19 protein-coding genes and 1 pseudogene are annotated in these 22,271 nt (G+C 56.4%); 18 read left to right on the forward strand and 2 right to left on the reverse strand.

Annotated features, from left to right (window positions below; translation table 11 throughout):
• The first annotated feature begins 233 nt into the window (after window positions 1-233).
• Both BLQ99_RS05130 and BLQ99_RS05135 read left to right on the forward strand, forming a co-directional pair.
• Window positions 234-3,614 carry a Swt1 family HEPN domain-containing protein gene (locus tag BLQ99_RS05130; protein ID WP_093688798.1) on the forward strand — a complete coding sequence of 1,127 codons (3,381 nt, stop codon included), beginning with the start codon at window positions 234-236 and terminating at the stop codon, window positions 3,612-3,614.
• A gap of 7 nt (window positions 3,615-3,621) precedes the next feature.
• On the forward strand, window positions 3,622-4,542 hold the full coding sequence (locus BLQ99_RS05135) for a gamma-glutamylcyclotransferase family protein (protein ID WP_093688800.1): 921 nt from the start codon (window positions 3,622-3,624) through the stop codon (window positions 4,540-4,542).
• A gap of 57 nt (window positions 4,543-4,599) precedes the next feature.
• Here BLQ99_RS05135 and BLQ99_RS05140 read toward each other — a convergent pair whose 3' ends face one another.
• Complete coding sequence (locus BLQ99_RS05140) at window positions 4,600-5,001, reverse strand: helix-turn-helix domain-containing protein (RefSeq protein WP_093688802.1); 402 nt, start codon at window positions 4,999-5,001, stop codon at window positions 4,600-4,602.
• A 364-nt stretch (window positions 5,002-5,365) separates the two neighbouring features.
• Between BLQ99_RS05140 and BLQ99_RS05145 the strand changes: the two genes are divergently transcribed.
• The 14 genes and pseudogenes from BLQ99_RS05145 to BLQ99_RS15145 all read left to right on the forward strand — a co-directional run.
• Entirely contained in the window at window positions 5,366-5,536 is a 171-nt protein-coding gene (locus BLQ99_RS05145; protein WP_093688804.1) for an aspartyl-phosphate phosphatase Spo0E family protein, read from the forward strand.
• 187 nt (window positions 5,537-5,723) lie between these two features.
• Window positions 5,724-7,127 (forward strand): SLC13 family permease, encoded by a 1,404-nt coding sequence (locus tag BLQ99_RS05150; RefSeq protein ID WP_093688806.1) that lies wholly within the window; start codon window positions 5,724-5,726, stop codon window positions 7,125-7,127.
• 539 nt (window positions 7,128-7,666) lie between these two features.
• Window positions 7,667-9,379, forward strand: coding sequence for a single-stranded-DNA-specific exonuclease RecJ (recJ, locus tag BLQ99_RS05155; protein WP_093688808.1), 1,713 nt, complete (start codon window positions 7,667-7,669; stop codon window positions 9,377-9,379).
• A 42-nt stretch (window positions 9,380-9,421) separates the two neighbouring features.
• On the forward strand, window positions 9,422-10,882 hold the full coding sequence (locus BLQ99_RS05160; RefSeq protein WP_093688810.1) for a CCA tRNA nucleotidyltransferase: 1,461 nt from the start codon (window positions 9,422-9,424) through the stop codon (window positions 10,880-10,882).
• Window positions 10,883-10,928: 46 nt separating this feature from the next.
• Window positions 10,929-11,159, forward strand: coding sequence for a hypothetical protein (locus tag BLQ99_RS05165; RefSeq protein WP_093688812.1), 231 nt, complete (start codon window positions 10,929-10,931; stop codon window positions 11,157-11,159).
• 292 nt (window positions 11,160-11,451) lie between these two features.
• Window positions 11,452-12,180: a ferredoxin family protein gene (locus tag BLQ99_RS05170; protein WP_093688814.1), complete on the forward strand. Its 729-nt coding sequence runs from the start codon at window positions 11,452-11,454 to the stop codon at window positions 12,178-12,180.
• A 23-nt stretch (window positions 12,181-12,203) separates the two neighbouring features.
• Window positions 12,204-12,851, forward strand: a complete 648-nt coding sequence (locus tag BLQ99_RS05175; protein WP_093688816.1) for a hypothetical protein — start codon at window positions 12,204-12,206, stop codon at window positions 12,849-12,851.
• Window positions 12,848-13,921: an Ldh family oxidoreductase gene (locus tag BLQ99_RS05180; protein WP_093688818.1), complete on the forward strand. Its 1,074-nt coding sequence runs from the start codon at window positions 12,848-12,850 to the stop codon at window positions 13,919-13,921. The genes BLQ99_RS05175 and BLQ99_RS05180 overlap by 4 nt, the downstream gene beginning before the upstream one ends.
• Before the next feature lie 13 nt (window positions 13,922-13,934).
• Window positions 13,935-14,690, forward strand: coding sequence for a 4Fe-4S binding protein (locus tag BLQ99_RS05185; RefSeq protein WP_093688820.1), 756 nt, complete (start codon window positions 13,935-13,937; stop codon window positions 14,688-14,690).
• Window positions 14,687-15,340 (forward strand): hypothetical protein, encoded by a 654-nt coding sequence (locus BLQ99_RS05190; RefSeq protein ID WP_093688822.1) that lies wholly within the window; start codon window positions 14,687-14,689, stop codon window positions 15,338-15,340. Before BLQ99_RS05185 ends, BLQ99_RS05190 begins: the two co-directional genes overlap by 4 nt.
• 118 nt (window positions 15,341-15,458) lie before the next feature.
• On the forward strand, window positions 15,459-16,451 hold the full coding sequence (locus BLQ99_RS05195; RefSeq protein ID WP_093688824.1) for a tripartite tricarboxylate transporter substrate binding protein: 993 nt from the start codon (window positions 15,459-15,461) through the stop codon (window positions 16,449-16,451).
• 60 nt (window positions 16,452-16,511) lie between these two features.
• Window positions 16,512-16,973: a tripartite tricarboxylate transporter TctB family protein gene (locus BLQ99_RS05200; protein WP_216093631.1), complete on the forward strand. Its 462-nt coding sequence runs from the start codon at window positions 16,512-16,514 to the stop codon at window positions 16,971-16,973.
• Between the two features lie 12 nt (window positions 16,974-16,985).
• Entirely contained in the window at window positions 16,986-18,509 is a 1,524-nt protein-coding gene (locus tag BLQ99_RS05205; protein ID WP_093688828.1) for a tripartite tricarboxylate transporter permease, read from the forward strand.
• A 33-nt stretch (window positions 18,510-18,542) separates the two neighbouring features.
• Window positions 18,543-19,199: pseudogene (locus BLQ99_RS15145) on the forward strand (FadR/GntR family transcriptional regulator); the annotation flags it as partial.
• A 36-nt stretch (window positions 19,200-19,235) separates the two neighbouring features.
• Here the strand turns inward: BLQ99_RS15145 and BLQ99_RS15150 are convergent.
• The gene (locus BLQ99_RS15150; protein ID WP_093688832.1) at window positions 19,236-20,447 is read right to left on the reverse strand and encodes an MFS transporter; all 1,212 of its coding nucleotides are present in this window, start codon (window positions 20,445-20,447) and stop codon (window positions 19,236-19,238) included.
• Between the two features lie 257 nt (window positions 20,448-20,704).
• On the opposite strand from BLQ99_RS15150, the gene BLQ99_RS05220 reads away from it, so the two are divergent.
• Window positions 20,705-21,382 carry a TerC family protein gene (locus BLQ99_RS05220; protein WP_093688834.1) on the forward strand — a complete coding sequence of 226 codons (678 nt, stop codon included), beginning with the start codon at window positions 20,705-20,707 and terminating at the stop codon, window positions 21,380-21,382.
• 325 nt (window positions 21,383-21,707) lie between these two features.
• Entirely contained in the window at window positions 21,708-22,223 is a 516-nt protein-coding gene (locus BLQ99_RS05225) for a DcrB-related protein (RefSeq protein WP_093688836.1), read from the forward strand.
• The last annotated feature ends 48 nt before the right edge of the window (window positions 22,224-22,271 follow it).

The raw sequence follows: 22,271 nt of genomic DNA on the forward strand, positions 1-22,271 counted from the left end.
AACAGATTTATATTTTTGCAATAACCGTCCTGTGATAACTATGGGGTGGATTTTTGGTAATCGTAGCCAATATTTCAGGCAACTAAAATCTCCGTCCAAATTAAAGGAAATGGGGCTGGATGCGAGAAATTTCACAAATGAATATTTGGTCGCTTATAGCTCAACCATCATTCTGGCTTGCCGCCCGGCCGGCCGTCCAGGTTGAACTGTCTTTATAGCGGAGGGGAGGAAAAATGGCCGATAATTATACGTTAATCACCAAAGGGTTTCACCTGCTTACCGAAATCCTGGCGCCGTATGTGGCCCAGCAGCTGCGGGCCTTTTTCGGCAATAACTGGTGGCAGGCCGGGGTGCTCGCCGTGCTCTACGATGAGCAAAAACGCGACCTGCCCGACGACGGCGACTGGGGCGTGCTGGTCGATTCGCTCGATGCCGCCCGCTCACTCATTCTCATCGATATCCATTGGAACCAGATATTCAAACTGAAACTCAGCAAGGAACACCGCCACTGGGTGAAAGAGCTTATTACTACCCGCAATAAATGGGCGCACAAGGGGAGCGGCGATTTTTCCGCCGACGACGCCTGGCGAGCGCTGGACACCATGGCCCGGCTTACCGAACAGCTTGACGCCGAGACGACGGAAGCGCTGCGGACACTGGTGCGCCAGGTGCGGTACGGGACGACGGGCGCGTCGACGGCGGCTGCCGGGCCGATGCCTCCACCGGCAGCGTCCCGTCCTAGCCTTGAAGTGCTGCGGACAGTGCCCCGCGGCGGATTGAGGCCCTGGCGCAACGTCATCCGGCCCCACCCCGACGTGGCCGAGGGGCGGTACCGGCAGGCGGAGTTTGCCGCCGACCTTTCCCAGGTCGTGCGGGGGACGGCGCAAATCGAGTACCAGGACCCGGTGGAATTTTTCGCCCGCACCTATATTACCGAAGGGATGAAGGACCTCTTGGTGCAGGCCATCCGCCGTACCAGCGGCGCCGGTGGCGAGCCGGTCATTCAGCTTAAGACGGCCTTTGGCGGTGGCAAGACCCACAGCATGCTGGCCTTGTATCATCTGCTGCGCTCGGCGGCGACCGTGGCGCGGCTGCCTAATCTTCAGCCGGTGCTGGCGGCGGCCGGGGCAAATGAAGTGCCGCGGGCGCGCATCGCCGTGCTGGTCGGCACGGCCCTCAATCCGTCAAAATCGCGGCGCCCGGCCAATTTACCGGGTATTACCATTAATACCCTGTGGGGGGAAATGGCGGCCCAGCTGGCCGAGCAGGTGGCCGAGGGCGATGCTGCCACCGCCAATAAGATTTACGACATTGTCCGCGACGCCGATAAAAAAGCGGTGCCGCCCGGGTCGGCGGCGCTGGTCGAGCTCCTCGACACCTGCGGCCCCTGCCTGATCCTGATTGACGAATTAGTGGCCTATGCCCGGAAAATTTACAAGGTCGACGGCCTGCCGGCCGGCAGTTTTGAAGCCGTCCTGACCTTTGTCCAGGAACTGACCGAAGCGGCCCGGGCCAGCCAAAACAGCCTCGTCGTAGCCTCTATTCCCGAATCGGAGATCGAAATCGGCGGCGAAGCGGGGAAAATAACCCAGGAACAAATCGAGTACACCTTTGGCCGGATGGAATATATCTGGAAGCCGGTCGGCGCGGACGAGGGGTTTGAAATTGTCCGCCGCCGCCTGTTCCTGGACGTGGAAGACGAGGTGGCCCGGGACGAGGTCTGCCGCGCTTTTAGCGAAATGTACTCAGGCGGCGGCCGCGACTTTCCGCTGGAGACAAAGGAACTGGCCTATTTGGCCCGCTTAAAGGCGTGCTATCCCATTCACCCCGAAGTTTTTGACCGGCTGTATAATGACTGGGCGGCCCTGGACCGGTTTCAGCGCACCCGGGGTGTGCTGCGCTTGATGGCGGCGGTCATTCATGAACTGTGGCTCAACCAGGATGCCGGCCTAATGATTATGCCCGGGTCGATCCCGCTAAATAGCGCCATTATCCGGGAAGAACTGACCCGCTACCTGGATAACGGCTGGAACAATGTGGTGGAGACCGATGTGGACGGTCCGCGGTCACTGCCGCAAAAGTTGGAAAAAGAAAACCCCCGCTTCGGCCAGTGTATGGCGGCGCGGCGCGTAGCTCGGTCCATTTTCCTGGGTAGCGCCCCGTCGGTGCGGGAGCAGCGCAACCGGGGCATTGAAGACGTGCGCGTGCGCTTAGGGGTGGTCCAGCCCGGGGAAGCGGTGGCGGTGTTCAACGATGCGGCCGGCCACCTGCTGAACCGCTCGACCCACCTCTATGTTAGCGGCCAGCGCTTTTGGTACGACCTGCCGCCGAACCTCCGGCGCACCGTCGAAGACCGGGCCCAGCAATATAAAAGCGACGATGTGGAGCTCGAGCTGGAAAAGCGCCTGAAAGCAATACGCGACCGCGGCGAGTTTGCCGGCGTCCATGTCTGTCCTGCCTCTTCCGCCGATGTGCCGGACGAGCAGGCCGTGCGGCTGGTGGTGCTATCCCCGAAACAGCATCACCGCATGGGGAGCGCGGACAGCCCGGCGCTGGCGGCAGCGGGCGACATTCTGGCCAGCCGCGGCGCTGGCCCGCGGCTATACCGTAACATGCTGGCCTTTGTCGCGCCTGACCGGGAGCTTATTGCCAGTCTTGACATGGAAGTGAGGCGGTACCTGGCCTGGCAATCGGTGCTGGACGAAGCGGAAGCATTAAATCTGGACGCCCACCAGCGGCGGGAAGCGGCGGAAAGCAAAAAGCGGGCCGACGAAACGGTCGACATCAGGCTGAAAGAGGCGTACTCGTGGCTGCTCACGCCGTATCAGGAAGGCGCCGGGCCGGTTATGTGGGAAACGGTGCGCATCCCCGGCAGCGCCGACAGCCCAGTAGTGAAAGCATCGCAGCAGATGCGGACAAGCGAATATCTCATTACCCGCTGGTCGCCGGCCCTTCTGTTTATGGAGCTGGAGCGCTGGCTCTGGCGGGACCAGGAATATATTCAGATCAAGAAAGTATGGGAGTATTTGGCCAGCTACTGCTATTTGCCCCGGCTAAAGGACGTGAATGTGCTCATCCACGCGATCGCGGAAGGCCTGCGGTCGGGCGAATATTTCGGCTATGCCGCGGCGGTTACTGAGGCCGGCCGGTTTCTCGGGCTGTCTTTAGGCCCGCAGGGCAGCGCCGGTTTTCCTGAGACAAGCGGCTTTTTGGTCAAGCCTGCGGCAGCCAAGCGGCAGTTCGCGCAGGATGAAGCAGAAGCCAGCCGCATAGCGCCGCCTGTTGATTATCCGCCGCAGCAAGACGGGGCAACCGGGACGGTGGGCGTGCGCGACGGCGGCGACGTACCGCCCGTTACCCCGCCGCCGGCGCCGGCGAAAAAAGTGCGCCGGTTCTTCGCCACCGTGGATTTAGATACGGCGCGTATCGGCCGGGACGCCGGCAAGATTGCCGAGGAAGTTATTCAGCACCTTTCCTTGCTAAGCGGGGCTAGGGTTAAGGTCAGTCTGGAGATCGAGGCCGATCTCCCCGAAGGGGTGCCTGATAATGTGATGCGCACCGTCACCGAAAACTGCCGGACGCTACGGTTTAAGCACCATGAGTTTGAGGAGTAGCTCGCCAATGATTAAGCATGTTTTTGTGTACGGCACGCTGATGTCCGGCCTGGCCAACCACCATGTGCTTAAGCCGTATATTAAAGCGATTGGGCCGGCGAAAACGGCAGGGCGAGTATATCATCTCCCTTATGGCTACCCGGCCTACTGCGCGGATGGCGGCCAAGGTGAGGTCACGGGCGAGCTGGTGGAGCTAAAGGACATTAGCAAGGCCTTAGCCAGTCTTGACCAGCTGGAAGGGTACTATGGCCCTGGTTGCGCCGATAATCTCTATGACCGGATCGTTCGGCCGGTTACTGCCGCCGATGGCCGCATTGTCGATGCATACATCTATGCGTGGCATGACCGGGAAAGCCTTGCCGCGCTCGGTGTGCCTGTACCGGGCGGCGACTGGCGGGAATATGTAAGGCATGGACGTGCGGATGTGCTGCAGCCCAGGTATTATTTTGCTTACGGCTCGTGCATGGATTATGACGGCCGGATTACCGCCGATGGCTATCGCGATCACTTTGCATATCTGGGGGTGGCCTGCCTGAAGGGATGGCAGTTCCGGCTGAACAAACTGGCGGCAACGGGGCAGCATGTTTACGCGAACATTGAACCCGCGCCAGGTAGCGGGGTATATGGCGTATTGTACCGGATTACCGACAGCGCCGAAGACTACCTTGACGGCCGCGAGGGCTACCCGCGCCATTACCGCAAGGAGTATGTCCAGGTGGAAATGGGTGGTAAGACCTACTACCCGGTACTGGTTTATGTGGCATCTCCGGAATTCCGGGTGGAAGGGGCTTATCCGGTCAGCGAAAGGTATGAAAAAGAGCTGAAAAAGGTGGCCCCGCGGTTGCCGGAACCATATCGCGGCGAGTTTATAGGAAAAATAGAGAAATGTGCCAAACTGCGCGGCGCCAATAGCTTTGGGCCGCATTAAGAACGACCTCCGGATGTTTCCGGAGGTCGTTTTTTAGGTGCGCCGGCATAGGCGTTATCAGCCATGGCCGCTCAGTTTTTTCAGCTTTTTGAGGGCTTCTACCGCTTCATTGAGTTCGGCAGGGGTAATATTGGCCGTCTTAGCATTGGCAATGGCTTCCGCATAATCGACAAGAGTATCGAGGTTCAATGTCTCGCGCAGGCAGCATGCGGCGCCATCGGCCCCGGGACATTCACCGGCGCATTTTGCTGGCGGGCGGTCGGTGTTTTCGCCTGTTTCCAGGTACTCTACCGGGACACCGAGGGCGCGGGCAATGGCCACCAAGGTGTTATAGCTGGGATGCCGGTAGTTATTTTCGATTTGGGAGATATAGGGCTGGCTAACATTAGCTAACTTAGCCAATTGTTCGGTTGTCATGCCGGCCTGCAGGCGGACGGCTTTGATGCGGTCGCCAACCACTCGCTCACCTCCGAATAGAACCACCTAGATATGTAGATATAACAGAATTTAGATTACTTTCGAATATTTCCTGCTGGCAAAGCAATGAAGTACAATTAAAATTATATTTCCATATATTGCCATTATAACAAAAATATGTTATAACTATTACTGAAAAACGGGAAACGGAAAGTGGAAAAAAAGCGAAGAGAGGTTGACTCAGCAGAAGCGACGCACGGGTTTAACGGCCGGGATTATAAAATATGGCCGCCAAGGACGGGCAATTAAATATAACTAAGTTATTAATGCAGTTATGTTATTAATTATTACAATATAGGCAATAGGGCTGGCAATTTATATAACTAGAGTGGGAGGAGGGCGTGCGGTGCAGAAAGGTCTTGGGCAAATGGCCCAAAGTATTGAAACGATGCGACGGCAGCTGTATTATGTGGCTGATTTGAAAGGAAGGACGTCGGCCGAGGTGCTGGCGCTCAGCCAACAACTGGATAAACTGTTGGCCAAATATGAACGGCTGAAATTAGCGCTCAGAGCGTAATGGGCGAAGATACGGCCCATTCATTGGCAGATAGCGGTGGCCACGGCTGCGGCTTGGTTGAGTTTTTGGCCGCTTTGTCGCTTGTTTTGCGCCTTTTGTCGGAAAAAAATACCTAATCAACGGAATGTTAGCTATAATGACTATAATGACAATGTTTAGACAAATCGCAAAATGAGGAGGATTGTTAATGTCCCGACAAAAGTGGCTTGCACTTGTGCTCGCTTTTGCCGCCCTGGCCGCCATCGTCTGGTTCACGCCTGCGATTGCGGGACTGAAGGCGTCCGGCAAAGCGGCGCTAGGGGTGGCGGTGTTTGCCATCATTATCTGGGCGACGCAGGCCGTAGATGATGCCCTCAGCGGCCTGATGATTGTCTTTTTGCTTGCCTCTCTCAACGCAACCAGTCTGGGCAATGCCTTCAGCGGCTATGCCAATACCGCTCTTTGGCTCATCGTTATCGGGTTTATTATGGCCGCCTGTATGGAAAAATCGGGGCTTTCCAAGCGGATTGCCTTGATTTTGGTCAACGCCGCCGGTGGTTCGGCCGGCAAAGTCTACTGGGCGGTGGCGGCCGTCATGGCGGTCATGAGCTTCCTTGTCCCCTCGATCACGGCCCGCACGCTGCTTATGCTGCCCATCATCCTCGGGATCGGTCAAGCCTTTGATGCCAAGCAGGGGCAGAGCAATATCGTGAAAGCCCTGCTGTTCATTGTCGCGATGAGCGGTACCATGATGAGCATCGGTATTTTGACGGCCCATGTGGGCAACCCGATTACGGTTGGGTTGATCGAAAGCGCGACGAAAAAAGTCATTTCCTGGTCAGAATGGTTCCGGGTAGGTGGGCCGCCGGCCTTTACGCTCGCTTTTATCTCGGTCTATGTCCTCCGCCTGATGTGGAAGCCGGAAATCGAGAGCCTGGGCCAGGGTCAGGACTATGTGCGCCGGGAACTGGCCGCCCTGGGGCCGCTTAGCAAACAAGAGCTGTATACGCTGGTCGTTTTTTTGGTAACGCTCGTCTTGTGGGCAACCGACTCACTCCATAAAGTCAATGTTGTCCTTGTTGGCCTGTTGGCCGTGCTGCTACTCCTCTGGCCGGGCCGCGGCGTCATGAACTGGAAAGAGGCCCAACAGAAGGTGCCCTGGAACGTCTTCATCGTGTACGGCGCCGGCCTGTCGATGGGAACGGCGCTGGTCAGCTCCGGCGCGGCCAAGTGGCTGGCCGGCACGATGCTGTCGCCGATCGCGAACATGCCCCACGCCATGCAAATCATTGTTCTTATCTGGATCGTCACCGCGCTGCAGGTCTTCTTTACTGGCGGCGGTCCGAAAACGACGGCGCTTACGCCGGTCGTCATCGCCCATGCCGTGGCCATCGGCGCCGACCCGCTGGTGTTTGCCCTGATTTTGGGCATGAACATGCAGCACCAGTATCTCTTGCCGGTTAGCAACATGCCGAACGCCGTTGCCATGGGCACCGGCCATATCACCGCCGGTGAATTGTTTAGAACCGGCCTGGTCATGAGCATTCTGGGCGCGGCCTTCATGAGCGCCATGGTTTTAACGTACTGGAAATGGATTGGCATCGTGCAGTAAGGTATTCGTCGAAGTAAATACAATAAGCTGCTCTGCGGTGCGACTTGCAGAGTGTAGACAAACCCGCTTACAAGTCTGACGACAAGTAAGCGGGTTTTGTCTGAGGAACGGTTATTGCGAAAAATATCGGTTTCATCCGTTCTGCTGTGTTAAAAATAGGTCAATTTTCTAATAAGTCAAGCCTGACCCCCCAGGTGACCAGCCGGCCGAGGCGCTCTGGATAGCCTCGTAGAGAATAATTGCTTTAGGCAATAAATGGGCTAACTTTTTGCCGCCGCGGCCAGGGAGAGAGTAGGATTAAACGCCAGGGGCGGCGAATACCTGGTGGGTATGAGGTATAAGGTATGAGGTAAAAGGTATGAAGTATGAGGTATGAGGTATGAAGTAAGAACAGGTAAGCGGAGAGTAAAAAGTGGCAAGTGATGGAGGGCGTCAAGTTTGGCATGAGGTTTTTTGCCGATGTGACGTCGGTAAAGTATAAGGCCCTAACCGGTTGCGCCGGGGCAGGGCTGATATTTGCGGTGTAGGAGTTGTTATTTGTGACCCAAGTAAGTTCGATCTGGCGGGTTGCCGCTGCCGACCAGGCGCTGCAGGCCGAGATTGCCGCGCGACTAGGCATTACCCCGCTGGTGGCGCAGATCCTCATTAACCGGGGAATTACCTCGGTAGAAGCGGCCGACGCATTTTTAAACGCCGGCGTTGACCGTCTGCGCGACCCGTTCGGCCTTAAAGGCATGGCGGCGGCGGTCGAGCGAATTCGTCAGGCATTACATACCAGGGAAAAAATCGTTATTTACGGCGATTACGACGTGGACGGCATCACCGCGTCCGCGCTGCTTTACCGTGTGCTCAGCGAACTGGGGGCGACGGTCGCCTATTATGTGCCTGACCGGTTCAGCGAGGGTTACGGCCTGAACACGACGGCCCTGCAGAATCTTTGCCGGGCGGGGGCTGACCTCATTATTACCGTGGACTGTGGCATTACGGCGGTGAACGAGGTGGCGGCGATCCGGGAAGGAGTCGACATCATTATCACCGACCACCATGAGCCGGGGGCGGCGGTGCCTGCGGCCTGGGCGGTGATCAATCCGAAACAGCCTGATTGCCCGTATCCGGAAAAGGCGCTGGCCGGGGTAGGCGTGGCCTTTAAGCTCTGCCAGGCTTTGTGGCAGGACGCGGGCCGGCCGGCGGACGCGCTCTATAAATATCTTGATCTGGTAGCGGTGGGGACAGTGGCTGACCTAGTGCCCCTGACCGGCGAAAACCGCATTATTGTCCGCGAGGGCTTAAAACGGCTGCCGACGACCGAGAACGCCGGCCTGCGGGCGCTGCTTGCCGTATGCGGGTTTACCGACGGACGGCTGGACACTAGCCGCATTGCCTTCGGACTGGCGCCGCGCCTTAACGCCGCCGGTCGGGTAAGCCACGCCTTATCGGCCGTGGAGATGCTGATTACGGACGACGCGCTGTTTGCGGGCGAAGTGGCCAAAGAACTGGACGCCGCCAATGCCGAACGCCGCCGCATCGAAGATGCTATCCGCGTCCAAGTGGAAGAGATGCTGGCTGGGGCCGATCTGGAAGCAAACAAGGTACTGGTCGTAGCCGCCGAGAACTGGCACCATGGCGTCATCGGCATCGTTGCCTCGCGCATTGTCGAGAAATATTACCGCCCAACCCTGATTATCAGTATCGAAAACGGCGTTGGCCGCGGGTCCGCCCGCAGCATTCGCGGCTTTAACATTTTCGAGGCCCTGAGCCGCTGTTCCGACCTGCTGCTCAGGTTTGGCGGGCACAGCGCCGCGGCGGGGTTTAGCCTTTTACCGGAAAATGTTGACGAACTGCGCCGGCGGCTTAACGCCCTGGCGGCCAAGGTGCTAACACCTGACGATTTTCGGCCGGTAATTCAAATTGATGTACCGGTCACGCTGCGGGACATAACCCTGCCGCTGCTGGCGGAACTCAACCGCCTTGCCCCCTACGGCTTTGGCAACCCCGCCCCCGTCCTGGCCTGCAAAAACATTCAGGTGCTGGAAGCGCGCCGCATCGGCGCTGACGGCAATCACCTCAAGCTCCGGGTGTGTCACGAAGGCTGTCCGGGCGAGGTCGTAATGTGGAACCGCGGGGACCTGGCCGACAAAATCCCCGTCAACAGCCTTATTGCCGTTACTTTTTTCCCGGAAGTCAATACATGGCAAGGCCGTTTGTCCATTCAGCTGCGGGCCAGTGATATTAAACGGCAAAGCGCGGGTTAAACGCCGGCAAGGCGTTAGCGTTTTAAGTAAAGGACGGTTGGCATGATTGAAACGGTTCCGAGTGCGGTGCGGACAATTTTAACCGCCCTGGTAGAAAGCGGCCATGCCGCCTATATCGCCGGTGGCGCGGTGCGCGATTTTCTAGCCGGCCGGCCGGTTAACGACTATGATATTGCCACCAGTGCCCGCCCGGATGCGGTCAAGGCCATTGCCGCCGGCCGGGGCTGGCAAGTGGTGGACAGACTGGGGACAAACTACGGCGTTGTCATGGTGGTGGTTGACGGTACGGGAGTGGAAGTGGCCACCTTTCGCGGCGAGCGCTACGGTGAAGACAGCCATCGCCCCGCCCAGGTTTGGTACGCCGATACCATCGAAGAAGACCTCGGTCGGCGGGATTTTACGGTCAACGCCATGGCCATGGACGTTGCCGGCAACATCATCGACCCGTTTGGCGGCCGCCGCGACTTGGCGGCCCGCCTTATTCGGACGGTAGGCGACCCTGGCCGGCGGTTTGGCGAAGACGCGCTTAGGATGCTGCGCGCCTGCCGGTTTGCCGCCCAGCTTGGTTTTGCCATTGACGATGCTGTCCTTGCCGCCATTGGCGCTAATCTAGGGCGGATGGCCGGTCTGTCTTTGGAGCGGGTGCGGCTTGAACTGGACAAGCTGCTTCTCGGCGACTATCCGCACTTGGGGCTGGCCGCGCTGGTGGCTACCGGTCTGGCCGGCGCTTCCTGCCGGGTAAAAGAGCATGGGGAGTACCAGGTAGTAGCCATTTTGCCCGAGCTCAATCATCTCGTCGGCCTGCCGCAAAATCCTGCTTACCATGCCTGGGATGGGTGGCGGCACACTTTGGAGACGGTGCGCCGGACGCCGTCCGATTTGACGCTGCGCTGGGCGGCGCTGCTGCACGACATTGGCAAAGGCTTGCCGGGGGTGCGCGCATTTTGCCCGGACGGGCAGCCCACCGACCATGGCCATGATCGGGCAGGGGCGAAACTAGCGGCGGCCATCGCCGCCCGGCTGCGCTTTCCCGCCCAGCGGCGGGAGCGGCTGGTCTGGCTGGTGGCCAACCACATGCGGTTTCATTTTTATGCGGCCCAGCCGCCGGCGGTTGTCTTGCGCTGGGTGCGGCGCGAGGCGCGTTCCGGTCGCTTTGCCAGTTCGGCCGAGCTGGCGGACGCCTTTGCCCAGCTGGCCGAGCTCGGTGCGGCTGATGCCGCGGCAACCGGTCAGGGCAGACGGCCAGGCGAAGCGGCAAAGCAGTTCGGCGGTTATGTACGGCAGCTGGCGGCAGCGATGCCGGTCCATACCCGTGATCTGGCTTACGACGCCGGAAAGCTCAAAACGGTGCTGGGCGATGGCCAAGCGATGGGCGAGTTTCTGCGCGCCGCACTGCGGCGCGTGCAGGACGGCCAGCTGGAGAACGAACCGGCGGCCCTGTGCGCCGCGGCGAGCAAGTGGCGACAGCGGCGGCAAAATAATCGCGCCGGTGAAACAGGATAATTGGCACTGAAAATGCAAATATTAAGCCTGTAAGGAGGCGATTACGATGAAAGTTTGCATTATGGTGCTGATCGTCCTGATGGTGATTACCGTCCAGCCGTTGGGTTTTGCCAATCACGGCGGCAACGGCCCGGCGCCGAGCGCCGACGAGGACGGTCAAGCCGTTGTTGCTTTTAAGCTATCTTCCCGCCGTGAGCTTATCGCCTTCGCGCAAGGTGAGCGGCCTGATTGGCAAATTGTGTTGGCAACAATGAAGCGCTACGCTTTTGGATATTAGGTGTTATAAAACGATAAACCCTCGCGCCCAGCGAGGGTTTATCGTTTTGTGCGCCAAGAATGGCGAAGAAAACAAGGAAAATTAAAATTATTAATAAAATTCAAACTTTTAAGCAGGAAAATTTTATGAAACGGCGAAGGACGGAATAATGAAATTTGATTTTCAGGCATTACTGGGTCTATAGTTCTAGACAGTTACTATGGCGGAATATACTGCAACAGAAAGGAGGCATATTTGGTATTTTTACTTGTATGATGTGTGATATGTTATCACATTGAAAGGGAGATGGGTTATGACAGTCATTAACCGTGATAAATGTGTCGGCTGCAGAATCTGCCAAACTTACTGCACCGTTGATGCGATTTATTTTCAGGACGGCAAGTGCCATGTCGATGAAGACCGTTGCACGGAGTGCTATGTCTGTCTGCGCCAGCAAGTCTGTCCCCGTGGCGCTATTGAACCAGTGGAACTGGCAAACTTCTACAAACAGTTTCAGCATGTCATGAGCGATCCGGTGGAAAACCACGGCGTTACCGGCGTTACCGGCCGGGGCACGGAAGAAGTGAAGACCAACGATGTGTCCGGCCGGGTGAAAAAAGGCGAAGTCGGCATCTGTATCGATATGGGGCGGCCCGGTTTGGGCGTCTACTTGCGCGATGCCGAAAAAGTCGCTATGGCTATTGCCAAAGCCGGGGCGGAACTGGCGCCGGCTCACCATACGCCGCTAGCGGCGCTGATGAGCGACCTTTCTACCGGTAAACTGGTCGACGAGTGCCTTAACTACCACCTGCTATCCGTCATCATTGAAGCAAAATGTCGGGAGGACCGGCTTAAAGACGTGCTGCAGGCCCTGCAGGCAGTGGAAAAGGAGATTGACACCGTCTTTTCGCTGGGCTTAATTTTGCGGGTGGACGAAAAAGGCTATAACCCGGCGCTGGCTTGTCTGGACGAACTGGGTATTCCCCAGCCGTACCGGGGGAAAGTGAATGTCGGTCTGGGCCGGCCGCTCGCCCAGGACTAATGCAAGAAAAGGAGGCAAACGCCATGACCCATTCGCTGCACCGCTCCGGCGACCTGGAGTCGCAAAAGCGGGATTTCTGCTGGTTTATGTATCAAACCAAAGGGGTCAACGATGTCAATATAAAACCCAAGGCACTTGAATTTATCGCTGCGGCCGAGGCTGTCGGCTCGGAAAACTGGGGCGATGTCAAAACTGGCCCAATTACGCGCTTTACCCCGGATGAGATTAAGGCCAATATCACCGACAAATCGCGCATTCGCGGCGTGTTCACCAAACGGGAGCAAGTGGTAGAATTCCTCAGGCGCATTAAAGAAAAAGACCTTGGGATGTCAGTGGTCATTACCGGCGTGCTGTCTGAGGTGCTGCCGGCCTGTGCAGAGGCCGGGGTAACGCCCCATTCCATCAATTATTCATTGGGCGTCTGGGGCCGTAAGGACAAACTGCCTGACGATGTTACCCTGTCAATTACCACTATGTGCGGTCACCATATGATTCCGCCCAAGTTTGTTAAACACATCATGCAGCAAGTTGCTCAGGGCAAGCTGACGCCGGAAGAAGGGGCGGTCAAACTGGCTAATTTCTGTTATTGCGGCATTTTTAATCAGGTAAGGTGCGCCGAAATAATTGCGGATAGCACCAATAGCGAGTGTAAGGCGGGCGGCGAAGGATGACGGCCCGGCGAATTTCGCCTGAGACGCTGCGCTCGTTCATGACCGCGGCCTTGAACAAAATCGGGGTGCCGGAAGAAGATGGCCTGGTGGTAGCCGATAACCTGCTTGCGGCTGAGCTACAGGGGATTACCAGTCATGGATTAGGCCGCTTTCCGGTCTATTACCGGCGGGTTCGCAGCGGCCTGGTCAACCCCAAACCGTCCATCAAGGTGAAGCGGAGTTTCCCGGCCGTAGTTATGGTTGACGGCGATAACGGGCTTGGCGCGGTAGTGGCCATGCGGGCTTTGGAAGAAGGTATGGCTGCCGCCGATCAATATGGGGTAGGCGCCGTCGGCGTGAACCGGAGCAATCATTTTGGCATTGCCGGTTATTTCTGCCAGCAAGCGGCGAATAAAGGCTATATAACCATGGTGCTCACCAATGGGCCGCCGGCGCTACCGCCGTGGGGCGGTAAAGAGCCTTATTTTGGTACTAACCCTATTGCGTTTGGTCTGCCACGGCGCCATAAACCCCATATTATCGTCGATATGGCGACCGCAATTGCCGCCCGCGGCAAAATTATCGAAGCGGCGCGGGAGGGGCGGCCTATTCCGCCTGGATGGGCCCTGGACCGGGATGGTAATCCAACTACTGATGCTAAAGCGGCTTTGGACGGGGTGATTATGCCCATTGCCGGACCGAAAGGGTATGCACTTAGCCTGGCCATTGAACATTTGGCTGGGGTGTTGACCGTTGCCGGGTTTGGCCGACAGGTAGCCTGGCAGTATAGTGATAGCACGGAAGAGGCCAATGTCGGACATCTCCTGCTGGTTCTCCGGCCGGATGCTTTTGGCAGTCTTGAGGTTTATTTCGAGCGGACCGAGCAATTTTGTCGTGAGATAAAAGCGATTGCTGTTGCCCCGGGCTATGGCGATATAAAATTGCCCGGGGAACGGGAGTGGGAGCGCCAGCAGGCGCTACTAAATGGCGGCATTGAGATCAGCGGAGCTTTGCTAGCCGAGTTAGCTGGCATCGCGGCGGAACATAGCTTGTCGCTGACGCCCTTGCCCACCGACAATACTAAGATTTAAGGGGGAGATGAGCATGGTTATCGACCAGGAGAAATGCATCGGCTGCGGCATCTGTATTCCTTACTGCCCAGTCCAAGCCATTGCGCTTGTTGGCAAAAAGGCGGTTATTGACCACGATACCTGTCTGGAATGCGGCAACTGTATCCGCAGCAAGGTAGTGCGCTGCCCCCGCGGCGCTATTTACGAAGAACCGGGCATTTATGAAACGCCGCGGGCGGTGCGGCGCTTCTTTAGCGACCCCATGACAACTCATAAAGTGACTAAAGTTCCGGGCCGAGGTACGGAAGAAGTTAAGACCAATGACGTAACCGGCCGGGTTTGCCGTGGCGAGGTCGGTATTGCCCTGGAAATTGGGCGTCCTTGTCTTGGGGCGACGATGGCCGATATTGAGAGAATAACGATGGGCCTGGCCGAATTAGGCATCAAGTTCGAAGAGTGTAACCCGCTGACCCACCTGATGGCCGACCGGGAGAAAGGGATCATTGCCGCCGAGTATAAAGGCGAAAAAGTTGTTTCTGCCATCGTTGAGTTTACGGCGCCGTTTGACCAGCTTAAACCCATCTTAACTAAAGTAAAAGAATTGGCGGCTCAATTAGATACCGTTTTCTCACTGGATTTGATTTGCTGTTATGAAGACGATGGAACATTGCCGGCCCTGCCGGTGCTGGCCGAACTGGGCATCCAGCCGCGGGTCAATGCCAAAGTCAACTTGGGCCTGGGGCGCCCTTATAAAATTTATCGCGAGCAAAAAGGAGGGTGCGCGTCATGACCCATTCGCTGCATCGGCGAGGAACACCCGAATCATTAAAAGAGGACTACGTACTGTTGGTAACAGCGGCGGCCGATGTCAATCATCACGGTTCTAAAGATAAGCTGCGCCAAATTTTGGAAGTTGTGTATGACGTGGGACCGTGCAATATTGGATCTTACGACACCGGTACCGTATTGGCCGGCGTAAACATTGAAGAAATCAAGGCTGCGCTTAATGAGGTGCCGCGGGTACGCTGCTGCTTTTCTAGCAAGGAAAAAATCAAAGAAGCGATCCGGCGCATCAAAGAGCTCGACCTGGGCATGTCGGTTACCGTCCAGGGGCCAACGGAAGATATTATGGCCATGAGCCAAGAGTTAGGTATTAAGCCGCACTCGGTAAATCTGTCCCTTGATATTTGGGGGAAGAAAGAGGCATTACCCCCTGAAGAAGTGCTGGAATTCGTGACTATGTGCGGCCACGGCCTCATTTCCCGCTACCTGGTAGAAAAAGCCATCAATGAGGTCAAGACCGGTAAGAAGACGCCGCGCGAGGCGGCGGTAATGATTGGTCAGCCGTGTGTATGCGGGATCTATAACCCTGACCGGGCAGTAAAACTGTTTGAAAAATATGCGCCCGCGGCCGGCGAGGCGGCTGCTGCCAAGGAATAGCCTCCAAGAAGACGGGCGGAAGGGGGTAAAAGCCATGATTTGATAAAAAATTAGTTGCCGCCTGGGATAGCAAAAAGTTTGTATCAATTCGGTTCAATTAAAAAGAGGGGTGTGGTATATGAGTAAAAAAATTCGGTGGCTAGCGCTTCTGACTCTCCTGGTGTTTGTTGGTGGCGCGCTACTTACCGGTTGCGGTTCGAGTGGCACGGGCGGTAAGAAGGAGACTTATCCCGCCAAAAGCATCGAGTTTGTTGTTCCTTTCGCCGCCGGCGGCGGCAGTGACATCATGGCGCGCATGCTGGTCAAAGTCATAACCGATAACAAACTATGCAGTCAGCCTATCGCCGTAAACAACAAGCCGGGCGGCAGCGGTTCTATCGGTTATGCCTATGTGGCCGAGAAAAAAGGCGATCCTTATTATATCGCCAGCGTAAGCTCCAGCTTTTATACCGCTCCCATTATGGGTAAATCGCCGGTGTCCTATAAGGATTTCACGCCTATCTGTGGCCTGGCCATGGATACCTTGCTGCTCGTCGTGCGGGAAGATTCGAAGTATAAAAGCGTGAAAGACGTCATCGACGATGCCAAAGCCCGGCCCAAGGGCGTCAGCGTGGGCGGGACGAGCGGTACTTCGGATGATGCCGTTATGTTCTACGCCATGCAGGATCGCACCGGTACCGAAATGAAATACGTGCCCTATAACTCAGGCGGTGAAGTTATGACCGCTCTGCTTGGCGGCCATGTAGACATCGTCTGGACGAACCCCGGCGAGGCTTTGGGGCATCTGCAGGCCAAGAAAGTGCGCGCGCTGGCGGTGGCCAGTAAAGAACGGCTGAGCGCCCTACCTGATGTGCCGACTTTGAAAGAGCAGGGTATTGACCTTGTTTTAGCGCAATTCCGCGGCATTATTGCCCCGAAAGATATTCCGCAGGAAGCGGTGGCCTATCTCGAGACTATGTTCAAAAAAGTCGCCGAGACCCCCGGGTGGAAAGAGGACTATCTAAAGAAGAACATGGTAGAAGGGCGTTTCATGAACTCTAAGGAGTTTGCCCAGGCTCTCGTCGATACGACTAAGATGTACGAAGAATTTTTGGCTAAAATGAAAAAATAACCAGGCAAGGGGGATGCGGCCGCCGCTTCCCCCTACCGGCTGATTTAAGGGGGTGTTATGGTGCGCAAAGCCAATATTATCACCAGCCTAGTTTTAATTGGGATAGCATTGGCGATCATGCGTCACTCGCTGCAGCTTGGTTATCACGATGGGGAAGGATTGCCTGGGCCAGGGTTTGTGCCATTGTGGGCGGGAGCGTTAATCGGGGTTTTAGCGCTTATGCTGCTCTATGCCAATACTTTGGGCAGCCGTCCTGATTCAGTCAAGCAAACTGTCTTCAATAAAAAGTTTGCCCGCAATGTGGTCGTACTTATTGGGTCGTCAGCTTTGGCTTTGGCGTTGTCCAAATTAGTGGGGATGTTAGTTGCCATTGGTTTGCTGGCAGGATATTTATCGCGGGCGCTTGGCGTTAAAAAACTGACAACCAATATTGCCATGACCGTCCTTACCCCCCTCGTTTTTTGGCTGGTTTTCGGCATGCTGCTGGAAGTGCGGTTTCCTGCCGGTATATTCGGATTTTAGGGGGACTTAGCCATGGATATACTGCAGCACCTCATTACGGGCCTTTCAATTGCTGTCAATCCGATGAACTTACTCTTTTGTTTTATCGGGGTCGTGGCCGGCGTGTTGATCGGTGCACTGCCCGGGCTTGGGCCTTCCGCCGGACTGGCGATCTTGCTTCCTATCACTTTCGGTTTTCCAGACCCGGTAGCCGGGATTATTCTTTTGGCCGGAATTTATTACGGCGCCATGTATGGCGGTTCGATCACTTCTGTCCTCCTTGGCGTACCTGGCGATCCAGCATCGGTGATGACAGTAGCCGACGGTTATCCACTGGCTCAACAGGGAAGAGGAGGTCCGGCTTTGGGGATTTGTGCAATTGGTTCCTTTATCGGCGGGACGATCTGCGTACTGGCTTTCACCATCCTTGGCCCCATGCTGGCCAAAGTGGCGCTCAGTTTTGGGCCGCCTGAATATTTTGCCCTAATGGTACTGGGCCTGACGCTGGTAGCCGGTTTCACGGAAAAGTCGGCGATTAAAGCCTATCTTTCCGCACTCGTCGGTCTGTTCATTTCGGTCATCGGCCTGGACCTGGTAACCGGTCTGCCCCGCTTCACTTTTGGCCAGCTCAAACTCTACGAAGGAATCGACTTTATCGTCGTTGCTCTCGGCCTTTACGGCATTACGGAAATTCTCATCGCCATGGAAGACGACCAGCTCAGCTTCAAATTTGACAAAAAGCAGCTGCACTGGCGTAATCTCCTGCCGAGCGCCATGGACTGGGCCCTTTCCAAATGGCATATTCTGCGTAGCACTTTCCTTGGTTTTACGCTGGGCATGCTCCCCGGTTCGGGCGCGACCATCTGTACTTTTATATCCTACGCCGTGGCCAAGAACGCCGCTCCGCCCGAGCGCAAAGCCTTATTCGGCAAAGGGGCCATCGAAGGGGTGGCCGCCCCGGAAACAGCCAATAATGCCGCATCGGTCGCGGCGTTCGTACCCTTATTAACACTCGGGGTTCCCGGCTCGGCCAGTACGGCGGTACTCATGGGGGCGCTGCTTATGTTTGGCCTGCAGCCCGGACCGCTGCTCTGGGAGAAAAATCCCGATTTCATTTGGGGATTAATTGGGAGTATGTATATTGGTAATGCCATGTTGCTAGTGCTGTCTACGATTTGCATTCCCTTTTTTGTCCGGATGTTGGAAGTACCTTTCCCGATTCTTAATGCCGCAGTTATGGTTTTCATCCTTGTTGGTGCTTACAGCCTGGGCAACAGTATGTTTGACGTGGGATTAACCCTCTTTTTTGGTCTTTTGGGCTATGCCATGAAAAAAATGGATTATCCGGCGCCGCCTATGATTTTGGCCCTCGTCCTCGGCAATACCCTTGAAAACTCGCTGCGACAAACGTTGATTCTGTCGCAGGGCAGCATGGGTATCATCTTTACCCGCCCGGTATCGGCCGTCCTTATGACGGCGGCGCTGGCCTCGATTGCCTGGATTGTTTTCAAGTCCATCCGCGGTTATAATAAAGGACAGCAAAACATCGCATCATAGGTCACCGGCGGTAGCCGGAACAGGAGGGGTTAAGTGGCTAGATTCACGCCTGTCAGTCAGCAGGCCAGCCTTACGGAAAAGGTAGTCGCACAGATTCGGGATGCCATCGTCCGGGGCGAGTTTCGTCCCGGTGATAAGTTACCGTCGGAAAATAAATTGGTGGATATTTTTCAGGTTAGCCGCACCTCGGTGCGCGAGGCGGTGAAAATGCTGGCCGGGCAGGGTTTTCTGGAAGTACGGCGGGGGCTTGGGGTCTTCGTTCGTGCACGCGGTGCGCCGCTTAGCCTCGAACACCTGCTTGACCAGGAAAAGCAAGACTTGTTGGAACTTTTTCAAATCCGCAAAATTCTCGAAACGGAAGCCGCCGCCTGGGCCGCACGGCGGGCCGGCGGGCAGGATATTGCCGCCATGCGCCGGCTTATCGCGGCCGCCGAGGCGATGACTAACGCCGCTAGCGTTGATACTGCCGCTCTCAACCGCATCAATTCCCAGTTCCATGATGCCCTGCTCACAGCAGCCGGTAACCGTACCCTGCAACATATTATGCAGGGGTTGATCGATCGCCTGGTCGAGGCGCGGGAAATTACCCTAAAACTTCCCGGCCGCCACCGTGCCTCTGTCGAAGGTCATAAGCGCATCCTGGCGGCGATTGAAGCAGGTGATGCTGACCGGGCGCGAAAAGAGATGAAGAAGCATCTGGAAACGGTGGAACGCACGATTGAGCGCTCAATGGCCGAGCGGCGCACGGCGGGGGTCGCGGACGCGCAAGGCGACCCAGACGGCTACAACGGCAAACAGACCGGCCGTCAGCCAGAACACGGCGGGGATGGTCAAGGAAAGGGCGATGGCGCCGCCGGTGACGGGACCGAGGACATTGCCCATTTGCGATGCGGCGGTGGTGACGCCAAAGGCGACGCCCCGCTTGGCCGGCGGGATGAGGAGCGATATGAGGGCGTTGACACTGGGAAGCATTGAGCCGATGAACAGACCGCTCACGCCGCGGAGCACGCCCAGCGTGAGGACGCTGGGCGCCAGGGCCTGGCCGGCAAAGGACAGGGCGGCCAGGCTGGCGCCAACAAAGAGGATGGTGTGATGGGCAATGCGTTTGGACAGTGTGCCGGCGACAGTCGACGCCAAGGCGCTGGTAAGCCCGGCCGCGGAGATAATGGCGCCGCACACGCTGGCCACATACGTGATATTAGGGGCCAGGGTTTGGACATAGAGCGGCAGGACTGGCGCAATGACCTGGACCGCAAATTGAACCAAAAACTGCACGAAGAGCATGCCTTTCAGGCCTGGTATGGCCAAAACCTGCAGGACCTGACCGCGTACCGAGGGCTTGGCCTCATGCCGCACCGGCACGAAACGTTCGCTGACGAAAAAGTGGATCGTGATAAGCGACGCCAGGCAGAGCAGACTAAAGGCGACAAAGGCGCTCCGGTAGCCAAAGTGGTCGGCGACAAAGCCGCCGAACATGGGGCCGAAGGCGCTGCCGGCAATCATCGCCGTCTGGAAAACCCCCATGGTAAAGCCCAGTTCTTCCTCGGGCGTGATGCTGGTGACAAGGGCCAGCGCCGCTGCCGTAAAGCCGCCGAAGATGCCCTGGATGATGCGAAGCACCAGCAGTTGGTAGACGTTGGTCACCAGCGCCATGAGGCCCATAACGATGGCGAAGGCGAGCATCACCCGTTCGACCATGGGTTTGCGGCCTTTCCGGTCGGCCAGGGCACCCCAGTGGGGGCCGGCCAGCGCCGCAAACAGCGATGATACACCCATCAGAATGCCCGACCAGAATTCCACTTCTTCCAGTTTCGTGATGCCAAGCTGGGGCACATAAAGGGGTAAAAAAGACATAACGCCGGTGATGGCGCCCATACCGGCAAGTTGGGCGAACCACATAACGGCGAGGTTTTTCTTCCATTCAGGCAGTTGGACCATCTAAATACCTTCTTTTTTGCGATTTACAAAATATTATAGCAAAAATTGCCTTATTGTTCCAAAATGAAAATTATGTTTCCCGGACAGGTATACAATATACGCTGCATCTAATACTTGCACGGCGGGCGAGATAGTGCTAAAATGACTTTAGGACAAGGTGCTAAATTGTATAACATTTTCGGAGGGAGTGAGGCTTTAATTTTTTTGATTGACTAGCATTATTTGTTCCTAAAGTCAAAAATCGAGAGGTGCAGAAAATGGAGTTCATAGTCGCACTATTTGGAATCATGATGGTGAACATCGTGCTTAGCGGCGACAACGCGGTGGTTATCGCTATGGCGAGCCGGTCGCTCCCCGCTAAGCAGCAAAAGATGGCCATCCTGTGGGGTAGTGCTGGGGCAATAGGGCTGCGGGTGATTTTAACCGTCGTGGCGGTTGCACTGCTAAAAATACCGTATTTACAATTTGCCGGCGGCATTTTGCTGGTATGGATTGCCGCCAAACTGCTGCTGGAAGAACAGCATGACGAAAACATTGAAGCCTCCAAGTCCTTCTGGGGCGCCATCAAGACCATTATCGTCGCCGACCTGGTGATGAGCCTGGATAATACGCTGGCGATCGCCGCCGTGGCCAACGGCAACTATGTACTGCTGGCGATTGGCCTGGCCCTGAGTATTCCGCTTATTATTTTTGGCAGTCGCATTCTTATGGCGCTCATGGAAAAGTTCCCGATTATTGTTTATGCCGGCGCGGGCCTTATTGCCTGGACGGCCGGGGAGATGATGGTAGATGACCACCGTCTCGGCGTGTTCATTACCCAGCTTATGCCCGAATGGCTGTTACCGGCCCTTATTACCGCCGGAGTATTGGGTGTGGGCGTATATGTCAAGCGCCAGCGCGCCAAAGCCACTACACGGCAGACGGTTGTGATGTAATAAAAACGGGATACATGCTGCTGCATGTATCCCGTTTTTTGTACAAGTGCAACTCCTTAAGGCGCGGCGCAGGGCTCCGGGTTGACCGGCACCGCCTGGGCGGTATATACGTCGGCGGGTAGGTCGGCGCAGCGCGGGGACGCTACGGGCACAGCGGCGCCGGGACGGTTAACAACCCTGTCCGGGGCAAGTTCATTAAATAACTTAAAAAAGTTATGTGAATAACGTACTTTACCACCACGGCGGCTGGACCGTTCCAAGGTTTTTACGCAGGCAGCAGGGAAAAACGGATTTACGTATAAAAGAGCTAGCAAGAGGTGAGAGAATGGGCAGGGTAATTATGGTGCTGACGCTGGTGCTATTGACCGGCGCGGCCTGTCCGGCAGCCGAAGCCAAGGTGTTCCGCCAATACGACCACCGGCTGCAATTTACGGTGCCGGACGACTGGGAGTGCACCAGTCAGTCGCCGCACCAGTTTTTGGCCATGTTCGCGGCGCCGGAAATGCGTTATGAAATTAACACGCTTACGTTAGTGCATCAAACACTGCCGGCCCATTATACGCTTACCGATTATGTAGTGAGCACGGTGGCCAGCCAGGAGAAAATGCTCTGGCAGTATCGGCTGCTGGACAAGCAGCTGCTCGACAACGCTTACGCGCCTTATTACCGGTTGGCTTTTACCTGGCGCCTGTCGTGGGAACAGCAGTACTTCGTGCTGCAAATGATTATCTGCCGGTATCCCGACGTCTACGTGCTGACCGGCACCTGTCCCGCTTCGCTGCGTGAGGTATACGAACCGCTGTTTCAGCGCGTGTTTGATAGCTTTGCCTTCGTCGGCTAGGCGGTAAAGGGAATTGGTGCCGCGCCGCCGAATAGATGAGGATAATTT

Origin of the sequence: Sporolituus thermophilus DSM 23256 (genome assembly GCF_900102435.1) — a bacterium.
Lineage (GTDB): Bacteria > Bacillota > Negativicutes > Sporomusales > Thermosinaceae > Thermosinus > Thermosinus thermophilus.

What these genes read in the sequence shown, in the direction of transcription:
- BLQ99_RS05175 (WP_093688816.1), top strand. Translation starts at nt 12,204, where the DNA reads ATGACCCATTCGCTGCACCGCTCCGGCGACCTGGAGTCGCAAAAGCGG.
- BLQ99_RS15150 (WP_093688832.1), bottom strand. Translation starts at nt 20,447, where the DNA reads ATGGTCCAACTGCCTGAATGGAAGAAAAACCTCGCCGTTATGTGGTTC.
- BLQ99_RS05185 (WP_093688820.1), top strand. Translation starts at nt 13,935, where the DNA reads ATGGTTATCGACCAGGAGAAATGCATCGGCTGCGGCATCTGTATTCCT.
- BLQ99_RS05180 (WP_093688818.1), top strand. Translation starts at nt 12,848, where the DNA reads ATGACGGCCCGGCGAATTTCGCCTGAGACGCTGCGCTCGTTCATGACC.
- BLQ99_RS05190 (WP_093688822.1), top strand. Translation starts at nt 14,687, where the DNA reads ATGACCCATTCGCTGCATCGGCGAGGAACACCCGAATCATTAAAAGAG.
- BLQ99_RS05165 (WP_093688812.1), top strand. Translation starts at nt 10,929, where the DNA reads ATGAAAGTTTGCATTATGGTGCTGATCGTCCTGATGGTGATTACCGTC.
- BLQ99_RS05160 (WP_093688810.1), top strand. Translation starts at nt 9,422, where the DNA reads ATGATTGAAACGGTTCCGAGTGCGGTGCGGACAATTTTAACCGCCCTG.
- BLQ99_RS05225 (WP_093688836.1), top strand. Translation starts at nt 21,708, where the DNA reads ATGGGCAGGGTAATTATGGTGCTGACGCTGGTGCTATTGACCGGCGCG.
- BLQ99_RS05135 (WP_093688800.1), top strand. Translation starts at nt 3,622, where the DNA reads ATGATTAAGCATGTTTTTGTGTACGGCACGCTGATGTCCGGCCTGGCC.
- BLQ99_RS05220 (WP_093688834.1), top strand. Translation starts at nt 20,705, where the DNA reads ATGGAGTTCATAGTCGCACTATTTGGAATCATGATGGTGAACATCGTG.
- BLQ99_RS05170 (WP_093688814.1), top strand. Translation starts at nt 11,452, where the DNA reads ATGACAGTCATTAACCGTGATAAATGTGTCGGCTGCAGAATCTGCCAA.
- BLQ99_RS05195 (WP_093688824.1), top strand. Translation starts at nt 15,459, where the DNA reads ATGAGTAAAAAAATTCGGTGGCTAGCGCTTCTGACTCTCCTGGTGTTT.
- BLQ99_RS05150 (WP_093688806.1), top strand. Translation starts at nt 5,724, where the DNA reads ATGTCCCGACAAAAGTGGCTTGCACTTGTGCTCGCTTTTGCCGCCCTG.
- BLQ99_RS05205 (WP_093688828.1), top strand. Translation starts at nt 16,986, where the DNA reads ATGGATATACTGCAGCACCTCATTACGGGCCTTTCAATTGCTGTCAAT.
- BLQ99_RS05130 (WP_093688798.1), top strand. Translation starts at nt 234, where the DNA reads ATGGCCGATAATTATACGTTAATCACCAAAGGGTTTCACCTGCTTACC.